The sequence below is a fragment of the Synechococcus sp. R5-13 genome (assembly GCF_047462015.1).
GTDB lineage: Bacteria > Cyanobacteriota > Cyanobacteriia > Thermostichales > Thermostichaceae > Thermostichus.
In genome coordinates this window covers 14,933-33,715 of record NZ_JANSIL010000005.1, presented here as the reverse complement: position 1 = coordinate 33,715, position 18,783 = coordinate 14,933, and the positions used below count along the sequence as shown (strand labels likewise).

The 18,783-nt window shown below is 58.6% G+C and carries 13 protein-coding genes; 5 read left to right on the top strand and 8 right to left on the bottom strand.

Annotated elements, in window-relative coordinates; genetic code table 11:
• The first annotated feature begins 195 nt into the window (after window positions 1-195).
• On the top strand, window positions 196-855 hold the full coding sequence (gene tenA / locus NW840_RS00310; protein ID WP_011434003.1) for a thiaminase II: 660 nt from the start codon (window positions 196-198) through the stop codon (window positions 853-855).
• Here tenA and NW840_RS00305 read toward each other — a convergent pair.
• The 4 genes from NW840_RS00305 to rpoB form a co-directional block, all read right to left on the bottom strand.
• The gene (locus NW840_RS00305) at window positions 852-1,574 is read right to left on the bottom strand and encodes a uracil-DNA glycosylase (protein ID WP_414341625.1); all 723 of its coding nucleotides are present in this window, start codon (window positions 1,572-1,574) and stop codon (window positions 852-854) included. The two genes, tenA and NW840_RS00305, sit on opposite strands and share 4 nt — an antisense overlap.
• Window positions 1,555-5,469, bottom strand: a complete 3,915-nt coding sequence (locus tag NW840_RS00300) for a DNA-directed RNA polymerase subunit beta' (RefSeq protein ID WP_414341622.1) — start codon at window positions 5,467-5,469, stop codon at window positions 1,555-1,557. Before NW840_RS00300 ends, NW840_RS00305 begins: the two co-directional genes overlap by 20 nt.
• Before the next feature lie 63 nt (window positions 5,470-5,532).
• Window positions 5,533-7,416, bottom strand: coding sequence for a DNA-directed RNA polymerase subunit gamma (locus NW840_RS00295; RefSeq protein WP_414341620.1), 1,884 nt, complete (start codon window positions 7,414-7,416; stop codon window positions 5,533-5,535).
• 115 nt (window positions 7,417-7,531) lie between these two features.
• Window positions 7,532-10,951: a DNA-directed RNA polymerase subunit beta gene (gene rpoB / locus NW840_RS00290; RefSeq protein WP_414341619.1), complete on the bottom strand. Its 3,420-nt coding sequence runs from the start codon at window positions 10,949-10,951 to the stop codon at window positions 7,532-7,534.
• Window positions 10,952-11,544: 593 nt separating this feature from the next.
• Here rpoB and NW840_RS00285 point away from each other — a divergent pair.
• Window positions 11,545-12,258, top strand: coding sequence for a heme oxygenase (biliverdin-producing) (locus NW840_RS00285; protein WP_414341618.1), 714 nt, complete (start codon window positions 11,545-11,547; stop codon window positions 12,256-12,258).
• A gap of 84 nt (window positions 12,259-12,342) precedes the next feature.
• On the opposite strand, the gene NW840_RS00280 is transcribed toward NW840_RS00285, so the two are convergent.
• The 3 genes from NW840_RS00280 to NW840_RS00270 form a co-directional block, all read right to left on the bottom strand.
• Complete coding sequence (locus tag NW840_RS00280; RefSeq protein ID WP_414332400.1) at window positions 12,343-12,873, bottom strand: pentapeptide repeat-containing protein; 531 nt, start codon at window positions 12,871-12,873, stop codon at window positions 12,343-12,345.
• A gap of 99 nt (window positions 12,874-12,972) precedes the next feature.
• Window positions 12,973-13,302 carry a zinc ribbon domain-containing protein gene (locus NW840_RS00275; RefSeq protein WP_414341616.1) on the bottom strand — a complete coding sequence of 110 codons (330 nt, stop codon included), beginning with the start codon at window positions 13,300-13,302 and terminating at the stop codon, window positions 12,973-12,975.
• Window positions 13,187-14,323: an RNA-guided endonuclease InsQ/TnpB family protein gene (locus tag NW840_RS00270; RefSeq protein ID WP_414341614.1), complete on the bottom strand. Its 1,137-nt coding sequence runs from the start codon at window positions 14,321-14,323 to the stop codon at window positions 13,187-13,189. The genes NW840_RS00275 and NW840_RS00270 overlap by 116 nt, the downstream gene beginning before the upstream one ends.
• Before the next feature lie 156 nt (window positions 14,324-14,479).
• Here NW840_RS00270 and pyrR point away from each other — a divergent pair, with 156 nt between their 5' ends.
• From pyrR to NW840_RS00255, 3 genes are all read left to right on the top strand, one after another.
• Entirely contained in the window at window positions 14,480-15,028 is a 549-nt protein-coding gene (gene pyrR, locus NW840_RS00265; RefSeq protein WP_414341613.1) for a bifunctional pyr operon transcriptional regulator/uracil phosphoribosyltransferase PyrR, read from the top strand.
• A 51-nt stretch (window positions 15,029-15,079) separates the two neighbouring features.
• Window positions 15,080-16,051, top strand: a complete 972-nt coding sequence (locus tag NW840_RS00260) for a putative 2-dehydropantoate 2-reductase (RefSeq protein ID WP_414341611.1) — start codon at window positions 15,080-15,082, stop codon at window positions 16,049-16,051.
• Between the two features lie 79 nt (window positions 16,052-16,130).
• Window positions 16,131-16,703: a metal-binding protein gene (locus NW840_RS00255; RefSeq protein WP_414341609.1), complete on the top strand. Its 573-nt coding sequence runs from the start codon at window positions 16,131-16,133 to the stop codon at window positions 16,701-16,703.
• A 1,169-nt stretch (window positions 16,704-17,872) separates the two neighbouring features.
• Here NW840_RS00255 and NW840_RS00250 read toward each other — a convergent pair.
• Window positions 17,873-18,628 (bottom strand): ankyrin repeat domain-containing protein, encoded by a 756-nt coding sequence (locus tag NW840_RS00250; RefSeq protein ID WP_414341608.1) that lies wholly within the window; start codon window positions 18,626-18,628, stop codon window positions 17,873-17,875.
• Between the last annotated feature and the right edge of the window lie 155 nt (window positions 18,629-18,783).

Genomic DNA, 18,783 nt, shown 5'->3' with positions numbered 1-18,783 from the left:
TGCAGTTAGCAAGCCAACCACGAGCCTCTGGGGTGGTTTACTGCACCCCCAATCGACCGTTACCAGTGCCTTAAAAAAAACCGTTTCTGGTGCCCGCAGTATTATTATAGCATTCCTCCCAACACTGACTTTATAGGTACAGTGCGGGGCTCCTGCAATTTCTAGCTGAAGACCAAACGCCGAGAGACGGTCGCCATGCCCCAGTCCTTTACAGCCCACCTTTGGCAAGCCATTCAGCCCATCTACAAGCAAATCCTCGATCACCCCTTCAACCGAGAGTTGGCAGCGGGCAGCCTATCGCGGCAGCGGTTCCAGTTTTACTTGCAGCAGGATGCTCTTTATCTCACCGACTTTGCCCGCGCCCTGGCCTTGATTGGAGCTCGTTCCGAAGGGGCTGAGCAGGTGGTGAGTTTCTTGAACTTTGCCCTGGGAGCCATTGTGGCCGAACGCAGCCTGCACGAAAGCTATTTTCGCCTCTACGACATTCAACCCGAAACAGCCTATGCCCCTGCCTGCTTCGCCTATACCCGTTTTTTGTTGGCTGCGGCGGCTGTGGATCCCTATGAGGTGGCCATTGCCGCTGTGCTGCCCTGCTTTTGGATCTACCGAGAGGTGGGATCCGCCATCTATCGCACCGCACAGCCTGACAATCCCTACCAACAGTGGATCGACACCTACGCCGGGGAAGAATTTGCCCAAGTGGTGCAGCAGGCTTTGGACATCACCGACTCCGTCGCTCAGCAGGCTACAGAACCGCTGCGGGAAAAGATGAGGGCAGCTTTTGTCACTGCCTCCCGGTTGGAATGGCTGTTTTGGGACAGTGCCTATCGCCTCGAATCTTGGCAACCCGCCTAATCCTCAGCCGGTCGGGCTGGCTTACCAGACAGCAACTGCTGGGCTTGCGCGAAAACGGCATCCAACATCGGCTCCGTCAGCAGCCGTGTGGCCGTGTTGGGCCGGCTGGGATGGTAAGACGCCAGCAAATAGCGACCCTCTGCCAAAGGAATAACGCAATTGTGGCCAAAGCGGGGGCGGGGCCTGAGAGGTGGCAAGAGCGTCAGAGCGTGTTGGAAGGCAAAATGCCCCAACGTCAGGATCACTCGCACCTGGGTTAGCAGCTCCAGCTCTTGTTTCAGGTAGCTCAGGCAGGCCTTGGCTTCTGTGACGGTGGGGCGATTGTCTGGGGGCACACAGCGCACCACGGCTGAGATGTAGCAATCCTGCAATTGCAGGCCATCCTCTCGGTGGGTAGAGGTGGGCTGATTGGCAAACCCGGCTCGGTACAGGGCGCGAAACAGCCAGTCCCCGCTGGGATCCCCGGTAAACACCCGCCCGGTGCGGTTGCCCCCATGAGCTGCCGGTGCCAACCCGATCACCCACAGCCGCGCCTGCGGATCCCCGAACCCTGGCACCGGTCGGCCCCAGTAGAGCTGGTCGCGAAAACGGGCCACCTTCTGAAGGGCGACTGACTCTCGCCAGGCCACCAAGCGGGGGCAGCGGCAGCAACTGACGATTTCAGTTTGCAAAGTGGCCCAATCCTGGAGACCCAGCGCCTCACTCCTCCTCGTCGTCATCCTCCTCTAGCTCGTCGAAGGCAGGGGTGGAATCGTCGATCAATTGATCATCTTCCAAGATCAAACGAGGCGGCAGCTCCGGCAACACCGCAGGCTCTTCCTCCTCTTCGTCAGGCTCCGGCTCGGCGGCAATCTCCTCGTAGGTGGTGAAGCCCGTGCCTGCCGGGATCAAGCGCCCGATGATTACGTTTTCCTTCAAGCCGCGCAGCCAGTCGGATTTGCCCTCAATGGCCGCCTCAGTCAGCACGCGGGTGGTTTCCTGGAAGCTGGCCGCCGAGATGAAGCTGTCGGTATTCAAGCTGGCCTTGGTGATCCCCAGCAGGACGGGCGTGTATTTGGCCGGCGCTCCTCCAGTAATGGCCATGGTGGCATTGATCTGCTGGATTTCCCGCAACTCCACCAGCTCCCCCGGCAACAGGATGGTGTCGCCACCATCATCCACCCGCACCTTGGAGGTCATCTGGCGCACCACGATCTCAATGTGTTTGTCGGAGATCTCCACCCCCTGGGAGCGGTAGACGTTCTGCACTTCGTTGACAAAGAAGCGCTGCACCTCCCGCAGAGCCAACCGTGCGGCTTGGTCATCTCCCAAGGTTTGGCGATGGTACTCGTAGTAGATCTCCAAGAGGTCGTGGGGGTTGGCAGGGCCATCGGTTAGGGGATCCCCCACCCCCACCGGCTGTCCATCTACCACGATCAAGCTCTGCCCCGGCAGCACAGGATAGTCTCTAACGGTGCCATCGGCTTCGATGACCTTGAGATCTGGCTCTTCTCCCCGCCAGCTCAGTTGAACGGTGCCGGGCCGCTTGGCCAGAACACACATTTCCTTGGGCTTGCGGGCCTCCAGCAGCTCCTCAATCCGTGGCAGACCCTGGATGATGTCCCCTGTCTTGGCCCGCTCGAACACCAAGAGGGCCAGAGAATCCCCCCGCTGCACCAGATCGCCATTCCGTACCTGCAGGATGGCACCTGCAGAAACCAAGTAGGGCCGCGCCATCCGCAACAGGACTTGGCCGTCCGTTATCTGCATCACCTGTCCTGACTGTGGAGAAGGGATCCCGGGAGCAAGCTCGTCCCCAGCCCGCACCAGCGCCCCCACTTCCACATTGGCTGGGCCCGTCAGGGGCACCTGCACCAGATCGTCGTCGGTAATCACCAGCACCCGCCGTACCACCTCCGCTCCCTCGCGGATCCCTTGGACGATCCCGGCCTTTTTGGCTTGGATTTCGGTGCGGGCGATAACATCTCCGCTGGCGATGGAGTCTCCTTCCTTCACCAACAGCCGCGTGTGGGTACTCCCCTGCGTCAGATCCGCTTCCACGTCGCGGCGCAGCAACAGGGTTTCCAGAATCACCAGTTGCAGGCGGCGAATATCTGGATCCTTCTCATCTTGGATCAGCTCGATATCGGCCTTCAGTTGTGGGGCGTCGGTATCGATTTCCAGCACCAGTTGGGTGCGCAGGAGCTCTACAGGGCCTACCGACTTCACCCGCTCCCCATCTTTGAAGGGAACCCGCTGCACCGCCCGCAGACGAATGGAGCGACCGGACTCGCTGGTGGACTCTTGAGTGGGCACCAAGGGCCGGTCGGGGATCTCGTACTCCTGCACCGGACGCAGCAGCAAGCCTGGGCCTTCGGGAGTTTCCACGTGTTCCAGGTAGACCAGTCGGTCGGGAACGATGCTGCTGAGCACCGGTTGCCCTGGCTGGATTAGGGTGCCACTTTTCACTTCCAAGTCGGCGGGGTTGTCCACCAGATGCAGGGATCCCGGCTTGATGACAATCTCCCGCAGAATGTCGTTCTTCTGGATGACTTCGACAACACCGGCATTCTGGCAAAAGATGTCTTTCACTACCTCGGTGCCCGCTTCCACATACTGGCCGTCGTCCACGTTCAGCAGGGAGATGTCCTTGTTCACCTCGTGGGTCTCTTCCGGGATCCACAGCAGGGTGCCGCCCTGGATGACTTCGTAACCTTGCTTGGCCTTGCCGCGCCGTGCCACCTCAATGCCGGCGAACTTCACCAAGCCTCCCGTCTGACTGCGGAAGTGGTTGTCGATCAGCTCCGCCACCACCTCATCGTTGCCCACTTTGGTGCCCGGAGTAGCCTTGAGAACAAAGGTCTGCCCACTGGAAGTGTCCAGCAAAAATTGTTCCCGCCCCTGGTGGGATTCCACCCGTACCCGTGCTTCCCGCAACACCACCGAAGCGTTGATGATCTCCACCTCGCGCCCACTTCTGGTGTCGCTGCGCTCCGGTAGCCGCACAATGCCGCCATGCTCCGTCACCAGCGAGGTTTCGGCGATCACATCCCCCGCCTGCACCCGATCCCCGTTTTTCACCACCGGCTCGGCCCCCGGAGGCAGGTTGTACACCTGTCCAGACATCACCCAGATCAATCCCTGCCGCTGGGCAGTGTAGGTGGTGTTACCCTGGCGGTCAGTCTTCTCCTCGATGGGCAGATCGGCAAAGCGAATTTCTCCAGCCAGGTCGGCCACCACCTCTTTCTGGGCTTTCTCGGTGCTCTTACGGCTGGCCTTGGCCAGGGACACCTCTGCAATCAACTGATCCCGCTGCACCTGGGCTCCGTCCCGCACCAGCAGGGTGGATCCCTGAGTCATGTCGAAGGACTCCCGTTGACCGTCTGGGCCTTCCAAGATGATTTGGTTGTTTACCTCCACTTGTAGAGCATCGTCGCCGTGGCGGGTACGGAAGGGGCGGGTGCGCAGATTTTTCGGGAACCGCACCACACCCGCAAAGGGGGCGCGAATTTGGCGGGCCACCTCCCCTGTAAACACGCCTCCCGTGTGGAAGGTGCGCATGGTCAACTGGGTGCCCGGCTCCCCAATCGATTGGGCGGCGATGATCCCGACCGCTTCCCCCAGATCCACCAGGCGGGAGTGGGCCAAGCTCCAGCCATAACACATCCGGCACACGGAGCGGTTGGCTTCACAGGTGAGGGGAGAACGCACCATCACCTGGCGGATGCCAGCCTCTGCAATGGTTCTAGCCAAGTCGTGATCCACTTCTTGGTTGCGGCGGGCGAGGATCTCCTGGGTTTGTGGATGCACCACGTCGCGCGCCAACACTCGGCCCACCAAGCGCTCCTCCAGAGACACCACCACCTTGTCCCCGTCCATCAGGTATTCCAGAAGGATGCCCTGCTCAGTGCCGCAGTCAGATTCCCGCACGATCACATCCTGAGACACATCCACCAAGCGGCGGGTGAGGTAGCCGGAGTCGGCGGTGCGCAGGGCCGTATCCACCAAGCCCTTGCGGGCCCCATAGGAAGAGATGATGTACTCGGTAACGGTCAGGCCCTCGCGGAAATTGGTTTTGATGGGCAAATCGATGATCTCCCCCTGGGGGTTGGCCATCAGGCCGCGCATGCCCACCAACTGCCGTACCTGGGAGACATTCCCCCTCGCCCCCGAGTTGGCCATCATGTAGACGGAGTTAAGGGGATCGTTCTGCCGGAAGTTGCTGAGCATCTCCTCCTTGATCTGGTCGTTGATCTGGTTCCAGGTGTCGATCACCTTTTGGTAGCGCTCCACCTCTGTGATTTCTCCACGGGTATAGCGCTCGGTGGCCGCCTCGATCTCGGCTTCCGCTTGCGCCAACAACTGCCGCTTGCTGGGGGGAACGCGCAGATCTTCGACGCTGATGGAGACGGCTGCCTGGGTGGCGTATTTGAAGCCCAGGGTCTTCAGAGCATCCGCCATCTGAGCAGTGCGGGCCGTGCCGTAGCGGGCAAAAGACCAAGCAATTAGGTTGCGCAGCTCTTTTTTGCCAATTTGATAGTTGCGAAAGGGCACAGGGGGCAAAGGGGCGTCGGCTTTATTGCCGTCGGCAGCCTGCCGCGCCAGGCCAGCGGAAAATCGTCCTTTTTCGCTCATGATGCCTCGCTAGAGAGAAGAGGAGAGAGGGGAGAGAAGAGCCGTCCTACGGCAGAGGATGAACTACGCAGACAAAATATCTTGCACGGTCTTGTTAAAAATGATCCGGCCCGGCGTGGTGCGAATGTACTGGCTGATCACGTTGCCGTCTTGATCTTCGCGGATACGGCGGTAGTTGGTGATCTTGAGGCGAATGCCGCCCGGTTCTTCGATGATTTGCGGCTCGGACTCTTTTTCGCCCTTGCCCAACTCCATCGGGCCGTGGTAGCGCACCCAGACCTTGCTGTGCAGGCCGATGGCGCCGCGGTCGTAGGCGATGAGAGCATCTTCCAAGCTGGCGAAGAAGCGATCGCCAATATCTGGCGCGTGGGGGTTGTCCGCCGTCAGGTAGTAGCACCCCAACACCATATCTTGGCTGGGGGTGATGATGGGAGCGCCGGTGGCCGGGGAGAGGATGTTGTTGGTGGCCAGCATCAGCAGGCGCGCTTCCGCCTGGGCTTCCAACGACAGGGGCACATGCACCGCCATCTGGTCGCCGTCGAAGTCGGCGTTGAAAGCAGGGCAGACCAAGGGGTGAAGTTGAATCGCCCTTCCCTCCACCAGGATCGGTTCAAAGGCTTGGATCCCCAGGCGGTGCAGCGTGGGAGCGCGGTTGAGCAAAACCGGGTGGCCGTCGATCACGTCCTCCAGCACATCCCAAACCTGCGGGTCGTTGCTTTGGATCAGCTTTTTGGCGGCCTTGATGTTGTTGACGATGCCCCGCTTGATCAATTTGTGGATGACAAAGGGCTGGAACAGCTCGATGGCCATCTCTTTGGGCAGGCCGCACTGGTGCATGCGCAGGCTGGGCCCCACCACGATCACCGAACGTCCGGAGTAGTCCACCCGTTTGCCCAACAGGTTTTGCCGGAAGCGCCCCTGTTTGCCTTCGATGATGTCGGAGAGGGACTTGAGGGGACGGTTGTTGGCCCCCGCCACTACGCGCCCCCGCCGACCGTTGTCGATCAGCGCGTCCACCGCCTCCTGGAGCATGCGCTTTTCGTTGCGCACAATGATCTCCGGCGCCATGATCTCCTGCAGCCGGGCCAGACGGTTGTTGCGGTTGATCACACGACGGTAGAGATCGTTGAGGTCGCTGGTGGCAAAGCGGCCCCCATCCAACTGCACCATGGGGCGCAAATCCGGCGGGATCACCGGCAGCACCCGCAACACCATCCACTCCGGACGGGATCCGGTGGCAATGAAGTTGTCGATCACCCGCAGCCGCTTGATCAGGCGTGCCCGCTTTTGGCCGCGAGCAGTGGTGATCTCCTCCCGCAGTTGCTCCGCCTCTTTTTCCAGGTCGATATCCTTGAGCAGGCGCTCGATGGCCTCCGCCCCGATCATCGCCCAGTTCTCCGGCAGTTGCAGTTCGGATCCCTCCTCGTACATCTGATCTTCGATCTCGAGGAATTGATCCTCCGTCAGCAGTTGTTTGTAGGAGAGATTCTGGGCATTGCCCGGATCCACCACTACGTAGGCGTTGAAGTATACCACCTGCTCCACATCCCGCAGCGGCATGTCCAACAGCGTGGCAATGTGGCTGGGGATCCCTTTCAAATACCAAACATGGGTGACGGGGGCAGCCAACTTGATGTAGCCCATGCGGTGGCGGCGCACCCGCGACTCGGTTACCTCCACCCCACAGCGCTCGCAGACGATCCCCCGATGCCGTACTCGCTTGTACTTACCGCAGTGGCATTCCCAGTCTTTGGCCGGCCCAAAGATGCGCTCACAGAAAAGACCATCCATCTCCGGCTTGAGGGTGCGGTAATTGATGGTCTCGGGCTTGGTGACTTCCCCCACCACTTGACCATTGGGCAGGGTGCGCTGGCCCCACTCCATGATCCGTTCTGGAGAAGCCAAGCCGATTTTGACATAGTCAAAGCGTTGCTCTGTTTTGGCCATCGCCGTTTTCCTCCTGGCTTGCTGAACCCAAAGGAGAGGGAAGCCCCACCCTCCTTCGTGGGTTGAAGGGGATCCCCGTCACGTTCGCGTCAGGGGTGGGGAGCGCTCTCAACCCTCAAAAGTCCTCTTCCTCCTCCTCGTCCTCATCTTCCTCAAGGCTGCGGCTGGCATTCGCGTCAGCGGTGCGGAGCACTCTGGTAAAGGCGGGTGATGGCGAGAGATCCTCAGCCGTAACCGATTCATAAGTGGGTCGAGAGGGAGTATGACGGTTGGAGGTATCGGCCATCAGATCCACTTCCACATCGTGGGTTTGCCCTTCGCTGTCCACCTCCACCTTGTGTACAGACACATCCAGGCAGAGGGACTGCAACTCCCGTACCAGCACCTTGAAGGACTCCGGCGTGCCGGGTCGAGGGATCGGCTTGCCCTTGACAATGGCGTTGAGAGCCTCGTTGCGCCCCACCATGTCGTCGGACTTGACGGTGAGCAACTCCTGCAGGATGTAGGCTGCCCCAAACGCCTCCAAAGCCCACACCTCCATCTCCCCAAAGCGCTGGCCGCCCTGCTGCGCCTTGCCCCCCAGCGGTTGCTGGGTCACCAAAGAATAGGGGCCGGTGGAGCGGGCATGGATCTTGTCATCCACCAAGTGCACCAGCTTCAGCATGTAGGCGCGGCCCACCGTAACGGGCTGGTCGAAGGGCTCCCCGGTGCGACCATCAAACACCTGGATTTTGCCGCAGTACCTGCCTTCCGGGTTGAAGATCCAGTCCTTGCCGGTCTTCTCTCGGGCTTCCCTCAGCTTGGCCTCCACCGTCAGACGGGAGGCTTCTAAACCGTGCATCTCATCAAAGGGCATCAGCTTGAAGCGCACTCCCAGATGTTCTGCTGCCCAGCCCAGCAGGCACTCGTACACTTGGCCCACGTTCATCCGGGAAGGCACCCCCAAGGGGTTGAGCACCACATCCACCGGTGTGCCGTCCGCTAGGTAGGGCATGTCCTCAATCGGCAAGATGCGGGAGATGATGCCTTTGTTGCCGTGACGGCCCGCGATCTTGTCTCCCACCTGGATTTTGCGCTTGAGGGCAATGTAGACCCGCACCACCATGTTGGCGCCGGGAGGCAGCTCATCCCCCTGTTCGCGGGTAAAGATGCGTACATCCACCACCCGACCGCGCTCGCCGTTGGGCACCCGCAGCGAGTTGTCCCGCACATCCCGAGCCTTTTCCCCGAAAATGGCCCGCAATAGCCGCTCTTCTGGGGGCTGATCCGACTCCCCTTTGGGGGTGACTTTGCCCACCAAAATGTCGCCGGCCTCCACCCAAGCCCCAATGCGCACAATGCCGTTCTCATCCAGGTCGCGCAGGGCATCTTCCCCCACGTTGGGGATTTCGCGGGTAATCTCCTCAGGGCCCAGTTTGGTTTGCCGGGCCTCGATCTCGTGCTTCTCGATGTGTACCGAGGTAAAGACATCGTCGTAGACCAGCCGCTCGCTGATCAAGATGGCATCTTCGTAGTTGTAGCCCTCCCAGGGCATGTAGGCCACCAACACGTTTTGGCCCAAAGCCAACTCGCCCCCTTCGGTCGCCGGGCCATCCGCCAGCACCTGGCCAGCCACCACCCGATCCCCCGTGTAGACAAGGGGACGCTGGTTGAGGCAGGTGTCTTGGTTGGAGCGCTGGTATTTCTGCAGGCGATAGACAATTGGATCCCCGCCGTCGCCTGGCCGCACCACGATTTCGTCGGCGGAGACATAGGTCACCACGCCATTGGTGCGCGACACCACCACCATGCCGGAGTCGCGTGCCGCCTGGGCTTCCAGGCCAGTGCCCACATAGGGCCGATCCGGCTTGAGCAGGGGCACCGCCTGCCGCTGCATGTTTGCTCCCATCAAGGCACGGTTGGCGTCATCGTGCTCCAGGAAGGGGATCAAGGAGGTGGCCACCGAGATGACCTGCACTGGCGCCACTTGGACGTAGTGCACTTCTGTGGGGTGGGCGGTGGTGAACTCCTGGCGGTAGCGCACCGGCACCAAGTCGGCAGTGATGCGGCCCTCGGCATCCACCGGCACATCCCCCGGGGCCACGCGGTACTCGTCCTCTTCGTCAGCGGTGAGGTAGACCATGCCCAGATCTTTGCGCACCACGCCGTTCTCGACCCGGTAATAGGGGCTTTCGATAAAGCCGTACTGGTTGACGCGGGCGTGGGTGGCCAGGGATCCGATCAACCCGGCGTTGGGGCCTTCTGGAGTTTCGATGGGGCAGATGCGGCCGTAGTGGCTGGGGTGGATATCCCGCACCGCAAAGCCGGCCCGTTCCCGACTTAGGCCGCCGGGGCCCAGGGCAGATAACCGGCGCTTGTGGGTCAGCTCCGCCAGAGGATTGGTCTGATCCATGAACTGGGAGAGCTGGCTGGAGCCGAAGAACTCCTTAATGGCCGCCACCAAGGGTTTGGGGTTGACCAAAGAGGCCGGGGTGAGGTTTTCCGACTCGGAGACTGTCATCCGTTCTCGGATGATCCGCTCCAGGCGATTCAGGCCCACCCGCACCTGGTTTTGCAGCAGCTCGCCCACGGAGCGCACGCGGCGGTTGCCCAGGTGGTCGATGTCGTCCACATGGCCGATGTCGTACTCCAGATTGATCAGGTAGTCGATGACGGCCAAAATGTCGGTGACGGTAAGCACCCGCACACTTTCGGCTACGTTCAAATTTAACTTTTTGTTCAGCTTGTAGCGCCCTACCCGGCCCAAATCGTAGCGTTTGGGGTCGAAGAAGCGGGATTCCAGCAACTGCTGGCCACCCGATACGGTGGGGGGTTCCCCGGGCCGCAACTTGCGGTACAGCTCCATTAGGGCTTCTTCTTCGGTGTAGGGCCCCTCTTTCTCCATGGTTTTCTGGAAGAATTCGGGGTGGCGCAGGTTGTCGTAAATCTCGGAGTCGCTCAGTCCCAAGGCTTTCAGCAGAACTGCCGCCGAGAGCTTGCGGGTTTTGTCGATGCGCACCCACACCAGGCCGTTTTTGTCGGTCTCGAACTTCAGCCAGGCACCGCGGTTGGGGATGAGGCTGGCGCTGTAGGTGCGACGCCCGTTTTTGTCCAGCTCCGATTTGTAATAGACGCCGGGGCTGCGCACAATTTGGTTGACGATCACCCGCTCGGCGCCGTTGATGATGAAGGTGCCCCGATCCGTCATCAAGGGCAGTTCGCCGATGAAGACGTCCATGTCTTTAATCTCGCCGGTCTCTTTGTTGATCAGGCGAGTGGGCACCCGGATCTGCGCTTGATAGGTGGCATCCCGCCGCTTGGCCTCCTCGGGGTCGTAGCGGGGGCGGTTGATCTTGTACCCTTTGGAGGGATCCCCAGGGCGATATTCAGGCAGGAAGTGCAGCTCCAGCTTACCAGTGTAATCGATGATGGGGGAAAAGCTGAGAAGCTCCTCTTCAAACCCTTCTCGCAAAAACCACAAGAAACTCTCCCGCTGAATCTCCACCAGGTCAGGAAAGGTAGGAGCGACAGGGGATGGCACTGCTAATTGTGTCATGCGTTGCTCGGGAGGGGTCGCGCTGCAGTCAGGCCTTCCATTATAGAAACCCCGCCAACGATCGTCAACGAACGTTACAAAGGTCGAGGGGCTGTCCGGATCCCGTGGGGGCGCACCTGGAAAATCTCGGCAAAACCGCTGGGGATCCCCTTTTGGCTGCCGGGGCAGGGGCGGTTTCCGCCATGCCTTAAGGATTGTTCACATCCATTCACACTCAAGCAGATTATTCTAATCTTTAACCGTTTTTGCGGATCATCCGCTGCTCCAGCTCGGATTTCCGGTCGACCGTGGGGATCGGAGGGGTGGTTCTGACAGGCTCAGCCGGTCGCCAGGGTGGACGCGGCGCCGGTCTTTGTCGCTTTTGAGATGCACGCTGTTGATGCAGGCTAGGGGGCAAGACGCGGAGCCATCAATCATGAGAAAGGATCGGGAATGGGTTTACAAAGCTTCTCAGGCTGGGGGAACCTCGGGATGGCTTGCGGGTGATCTGCGGGTGATCTAATGAAGCACAGTTTGTTGGCGAGGAGGGTTTTGTGAGTCAAAGTCAGAACAATCAGAATAAAAAAAGTGATCTGTATAACCGGGACCACAGCTTGTCGGCCCAGTTGCGGGAGGGCACCAAGCAGTCCCACACCATGGCCGAGAACATGGCCTTTATCAAGTGTTTCCTGAAGGGAGTGGTGGATAAGCGGGCCTACAGCCGCTACGTGGGCAATTTCTACTTTGTCTACAGTGCTCTGGAAGAGGGCTTTGCCCAACTGCGAGAGCACCCGCTGGTGGGCCGGTTCTACTACCCGGAGCTGTGGCGCAAGACCAGCCTGGAGAAGGACTTAAATTATTTTGTTGGCCCCAACTGGCGCTCTTTGGTCAAGCCCTCCCCTGCCTGCCAGGTCTATGTCAACCGCATTCGGGAAGTGGTGGAAAAAGATCCGCTTCTGCTGATCGCTCACGCCTACACCCGCTACATCGGTGACTTGTCGGGTGGCCAAATCCTCAAAAACATTGCCCGCCGGGCCATGAGCTTGCCGCAGGGGGAAGGAACGGCCTTCTACGATTTCGAGCAGATCCCTCATGAGGGCAAATTCAAGCAGCGCTACCGCGCCCAGCTGGATGCGTTGGAGCTGGATCAAACCACCATCGACCGCATTGTGGCAGAGGCCAACTATGCCTTCAAGCTGAACATGGACTTGTTTAGGGAGTTGGAGGGCAATTGGCTGTTGTCGATGGCCCGCTTGGCCTGGAACTCTCTGCTCAGCCAGTTTCAACGCAAGCCCGCCCGTTCTGAGGCAGCCGCTCCCAGCTCCTAAAATCCGGATTCCAGAGGGCAGTGAGGCGATGGGTTCTGCTGCCTATCTCCCCTCTCCCTCTGGGAGAAGAGCCGGGGGTGAGGATCAGTCACATTCAAGAGTGTCGCGGGTGGCCCGACCGGTTACAGGGTTAACGCCGGTGGCCCGTTCACAGAGGATGGAGAGGGCGTCTTGGCGTATTAAGGCATTGGTGAAATCGGCCCCATCAATTTGGATCCCTTCGACTCGGGCCAGCCACATCATGCTGTCCTGCAGTTGCGCTTCTCGCAGATCCGCACCCTGTAAGTTGGCCATGTCCAAAGTGGCCCCCCGCAGGTCGGCCCCGCGCAAGTTGGCTTTGCTGAGATTGGCCCCGAATAGGTTTGCCCCTGCTGCCTTCACATGGCTGAGATCGCTTTGGCGCAGGTTGGCCTTGAGAAACTTCCAGCCGCTCAGGTCTTGCCCTGCAAAGCTCACCCCCTGTAGATCTCGTTTGGTGTAGTCTTCGGCGTGGGCCGGGGATCCCAGCAGGGTAACCCCCAGGCAGAGTATCAGCCCGCAAAGCACCATCCCCCGCAGGAAACGGCTCAGCCAAGACCGCCTCGCCAGAACCGAAGCCAGCCAAGCAACAGACATCGTGGATCCCTCCCTCAAGGAAACCTCCATGGCTTGGGAATTGCTTCTGGTTTTATCTTACCGGATGGAGATCCCGCCGGCAGATTGGGCTATCATGAACTACCCCACCGCATAGGCGGATGGGGTTTCTGATGCCCCATCCCCTTGACGGCAGGATTTTAGTCTCTTCCTCTGCCCCAGGTGCTTCATAGACCCGCAGGACTTTGAAGTAGAGCTGAAGCATCCAAGACTCACGAGGCCGGTTCCCAACCCCGGTTGCCGATGAGTGGCAACGTTGTACATCACCATCACCGAACCCCGATCCCTCGGTACCTCAAACCCACAAGCCGAGCAGACATGATAGCGGTTGCTCAAGTCCGCCCACTCCTTGTGGACTGCCCCGCACTTGGGACAGCGTTGCGAGGGCTTGAGGGTTTGCGTAGGAAACATGAGAACTAAACCACCTTTCTGCTCGATTTTGTAGGTAATCATCTGGTTCAATGTACCGAACCCCACCGACAAAATCGACTTGTTTAGCCCTGCCTTGCGCTTCCCACCCTTGCGGGTCATCCCTTTGACATGCAGCTTCTCCGTTACGCCGTTCGCCTACGGCGGCGCGGAGCGCTTCGCCATAACGACAAGCTATCTCTGACGTAACTTTGTGTTGCCAGTCTTTGCGCTGACGAGCAACCTTTGCTTGCAGTTGCGCTTCCCGCCGGTGGATTTTCTTCCACCTTCTGGAAGCCTTTATGCCCTTTTTAGGGGCACGCTTTCTGCGCTTCAGTCTGGCCACTCTGCGAATCTTCTCCTCACTCCGCTGGGTAAAGCGGGGATTAGTAATCTCCCGAAACTCCGCCCCGTCAAACAACGTCAGGGCGGTCTCTGTACCCAAGTCATAGGCAACGATGGACTCATATCGCAAATCCGACTGCGACCCAAACTTAGGCTCTGGTATGGCAACCTCAACCGTAAACGAAGCGAACCACTGCCGCCGGGACGGCTTGTAGACAAGGGTCAGCGTTGTTGGCACGCCCCAATGCTTGGCTTGACCGCGCATTTTCAGGGTAATGCCCAAGTCATTGAGTGTGACCGTGCCATGCTTCCCCGTGCTGTTGACCTTCCACCCCGACCGAGCAGGATACGTCCAGCCCGAATACCGGCGAATGGACTTGAACCTCGGCTTCCTACTCAGTCCTTGAAAGAACCGTTGGTAAGCCCAATCCACCCGCTTGACGGTAGCTTGCAGGGCTTGGGAGTTCAGTTGGGCAAACTCCACCCACACCTGCTTGAATTCGGGGAGTAGGTTCTGCTGTTCCAGGTAGGTCACCGTTCGGCGGTGGAGCTTGTACTCGGTTTCCCGATGGCTGACACAGGCGTTGTAGAGGTAGCAGTGCAGACGACGGGCCTCGAGCAAAGCCTTTTCCTGAGCTTTGCTGGGATACAGTCGAAAGGTCTGCCTTCTGGTTGCCATATGCGTTATCCTACCCCCACCTGTCCTAGTTCTGAGTGCTCCACAAATCCAGTGGCGCTATCCATCCCCACCCTACAGAGGGTGGGGAATTCCGCGCGTTTTGTTAAAGTCTTCTACAGACCAGATCCGCGATTGGCGAGGGGGCGACAGGGATCCATGTCCGAGATCGAGGTCTTCGATGCGGAGCAGTTGGCCGGGCTGATCGAGGGTCTGGCAGAGGCGATCGGCAGGGATCATCCCCACCTCCAAAAGTTGACGTTGATCGGCATTCGCACCCGGGGAGTTCCCCTGGCCTACCGCCTGCGGGATCGGATTGCCACTCTGCTGGGGATCCCGCCCCAAGTGGGGGAGCTGGACATCACTTTTTTCCGCGACGATTTGAGCGCCGGCGGGTTGCGCACCCCCGATCGCAGCGAAATGCCGCGTGACCTGACCGGCCAAGAAGTGGTGCTGGTGGATGATGTTATCTTTCGCGGTCGCACCGTGCGAGCAGCTTTGGAGGCTCTAAACCACTTTGGGCGACCGGAACGGGTGCGATTGGCGGTGTTGATTGACCGGGGTCACCGACAGTTTCCCATCCAGCCCGATTACTGCGGTTGTCAGCTTTCCACAGAACCGGAGCAAATGGTGAGAGTCCATCTGCGGGAAACCGATGCAGAAGAGCGGGTGCTGTTGATAGACAAAACAGCAAAGATTAAACCCTGAGCCAGCGCTGGGGTGCGGTATTTTAGGGATGACCTGCCGAAACTCACTGCCATGTCTTGGTTGCCGGAAACCCGCCGCTACGCTGTTTTGGGCACGGGCGCTTTGGGAGGATTTTATGGGGCGAAATTGCAACAGGCGGGCTTTTCGGTGCATTTTCTGCTGCACAGCGACTATGACCATGTTCGCCAAAGCGGCCTCTGGGTGCAGTCCTGCTGGGGGGATTTTCATTTGCCCCAGGTGAATGCCTACGCAGCCGTGGAGGACATGCCGGCTTGCGAAGGCGTGATCGTGGCTTTGAAAGCCACCCAAAATGCGCTTCTGCCGCACTTGATCCCGCCTGTGTTGGCCGAGAATGGCGTGGTGATCTTGTTGCAAAACGGGCTGGGGGTGGAGCCCGAGATTGCCGATTGCGTTGGCCCAGAACGGGTCATGGGGGGCCTCTGCTTCATCAGCTCCAATAAGGTTGGCCCCGGCCACATTCACCATCTGGATTACGGTTCGGTGCTGCTGGCAGAGTACGGCCCTGGCTATGCCCCCCAAGGGATCACGCCCCGCCTTCAACAAGTTCAAGCCGATTTTCAACGGGCAGGGATCCCGACTTCGCTCTCACCAGATTTGATGTTGGCCCGCTGGCAGAAACTGGTCTGGAATATTCCCTTCAACGGCCTCTCGGTGGTGTTCAATGCCGATACTCAGCAAATGATTCGAGACCCTGAGGCCCGTGCTTTGGCGGAAACGCTGATGCAGGAGGTGATACAGGGAGCTGCAGCTTGTGATCGCCTGCTTCCCGACTCCCTGATCCAAGAAATGCTCACCAACACCGAGAAAATGGCCCCCTACCGCACCAGCATGAAAATCGACTATGAGCGCAAACGTCCTCTGGAACTGCAGGTGATCTTCGGCAACCCACTGCAGTACGCTCGACAAGCTGGGATCCATCTGCCACGGGTTGAAATGCTCTACCGACAGTTGCAGGTGTTGGATCGCCTGAATCGAGGGATCCCTGGGGAGCAGCAGGCTTAAGTTTTTCAAGATCCGGCGGAGCGATCCCAGGGCTGGAGCAGGCTTTCTCCTTTGCTTGCGGGTAGACTGAGCCGCAGTCGTGTACTGTTGCTCTGGCTTTATGCCGCTGGGATCCACCCACGATCGCATTACCCTCTGGACGGCCCCCGGCATCACCCTAGCCGCCGGTGTGTTGGGGAACAGCACCACAGTTGCCCTGGCTGTGGGATCCGCCTATCTGTTCAGCGGCCTGATGTTTTCTGGAGATCTGGACACCTGTTCCCGACAGTATCAACGCTGGCTGTTCTTGCGCTGGATTTGGCTGCCCTACCGCAAGTGGATGCGGCATCGCTCCTTTTGGTCTCATGGGCCGATTGTGGGCACCGCCGTGCGGGTACTGTACTTGAGCCTATGGGCAGGAGGAGCTGGCCTGCTGGGGGCTTGGCTGGGATCCCGGTTGGGCTGGTGGATGTGGCAACCCTGGGTGTGGGGCAGCGATCTCTGGCAATTGCTGCAAGTTCACGCCGAGATGCTCTTTTGGATTGGGATGGGGTTGGAACTGGGATCGGTGAACCACAGCCTAAGCGACTGGATGGTCTCCCGCTGGAAACGCTGGCGCAGAAAACGCCGTCAGGTTCGATCTCCCGCCAGGCGACTCAGCTATCGTGGCTAGGGATCCATTGGGCCAAGGTTTGATTTTTCGCCCGCCACGGCATTTGAATGGCAGTGAGGTTACCTACTGTTCCGCAACGCGTAGTCATTTATCTCACCGTCAAGGTGAAACAAACGACCGGTTGCTTCCTGCTAAGGCCTCCGGCCCGCTACGCGAGCAGTTGAAATAGAGGGTAATAAGAACCACGACTGCTATCAGCCCCTCACCCCCCCTTGAACCTGTGCTGTGCCCACAACTCCGCGACCTATCCTCTCAAGAGGGCTGAAACTGCAAATCTTGGCCAATTACCCTTTAGCCCAGGTACTCTGCTTGTGGCCATTTCGATTCAAACTGGGACACTGCACCCATACCTAAAGCCCTGAATACAGGGAATCAGAAGGCTCTCCTCAGTAGCCCAAGCGTCTCACCCTAACTTGAAACGACTACTTGAAGCAGTTTTGTCAAGAACATTTCCTCTTACGTTGGCTAGGTATTGCGATTCAATCTCAATAAAGCTATGCTGTTACTCAGTTGAGTGGTGGAGTCATATCCATCAGTCTTCCTCTCTTGTCTTGGATGTGGCAGGGATCCTGTGCTGGCAGAGCTGGCCATCTGCGTCAGCAGGGATCCCTTTTTCTCCTCTCCAAGGCTAAGCAAGGTTCTGTGCTAATGAGAGTCAGAATCAGTTGATAGAGAGATTTTTTGCTTGCTCATGTCAATCTGTGGAGGTGGCAGTGTAAAGGAGCAACAGCGGCTGAGGGTTATGGCTTTGGAAGGGGGCAATCTGGCTTCGGGAACCGGAAGACAAGACCGAATACAAAGATTGCTGCTCTAGTTTCCTTTGCAAACTTGTCAGAAGCTAAGGAAAAAGACCAACCTTTTGGGACAAACTGTCTGTCCTATGTCTTGTTTTGTCGTTCAAAAATTTATGTTGGGCTCAAGAGAAACTCTAGAAAAAAGTTGAATCAGGTGGAAGAATCAGTTAGAATCTAGCTGGCGTTAACGCTAACCGCGACGAAGAGACTGGAGGGAGGAAAGCCTAACAGCCTCTCTCCTTTTTTCTGTAGGGGTTACCCTCACTCTCAAACCCCATCTCATGAGAAGGGAGGAAGACCAAATACCCTATGACTTGAAATAGCAGCATTTTCATTAACTTTTGTTTTACTCTCTATGCCAAACTTGATACTAAGCTAAAGAGTTGCTCCTCGATCTTGTAACCATTGAGCAGCCAGCCTGTGTTGGCGTTTTTGTGCATAGGCTAAGGGGGTATGCCCATCTTCATTGCGAGGGTTTAGTTCGGCTCCATTTTCCAGCAAAAGCTCCAGGATTTCGATGTGTCCTTCCCAAGCAGCCCAGTGCATCGGTGTCGCCCCGAATCGGTTGCGCGCATTGGCATTGGCCCCGTACAAGAGCAGAAAGCGAGCGATGCCCAAATCCCCTCGGGTGGCGGCTTCATGCAGAGGGGTTCGGCCTGTTTCGTCAGTGGCATCCACCGGCACTCCCTTGGATAGTAGGCGGGCCAGAATGCTTTTTCGACCGGTGGCTGTGGCCCAGTGGAGAACACGACCGGTGTTGGCTCCCTTTTGGATGAGCAGACCGATTACTTCTACCTGATCGGTTAAAGCAGCCCGATGGAGAGGGGTATAGCCATGGTTATCTGGGAGATCGATATCACTGCCTGCCCTCAAAAGACGCTCCACCAGCTTGACCTGGCCGACGGCAGCAGCCAAATGGAGAGGGGTAGCACCTGTGGGATCCAAGGCATTGGGAGAAGCGCCATGGGCCAAGAGCAAATCCAACAGTTCCAAATCGCCAAGGAGTGTCGCTTTGTGAAGCAAGGTCATTCCCTGAGCATCGACAGCATTTACATCTTCCCCCCGCTGCAAATGGGCCAATAATTGTTTTAGATCTCGATTGGCAAGAGCTTGATGAAGCGCTTCACTCATAACAGATAGAAATAAAAAAGCCAAGTTGCAATGAAGTTGGGCAACAGGAAGGGATCCTCGATAGGCCGGAATGGAGGCTCCAAACAACTTGGGCAAAGTCTAACACTGGATCCCTGCTGCTGAGGGAAGCGGGAGAACCAAGCGCTTGGTGGGAT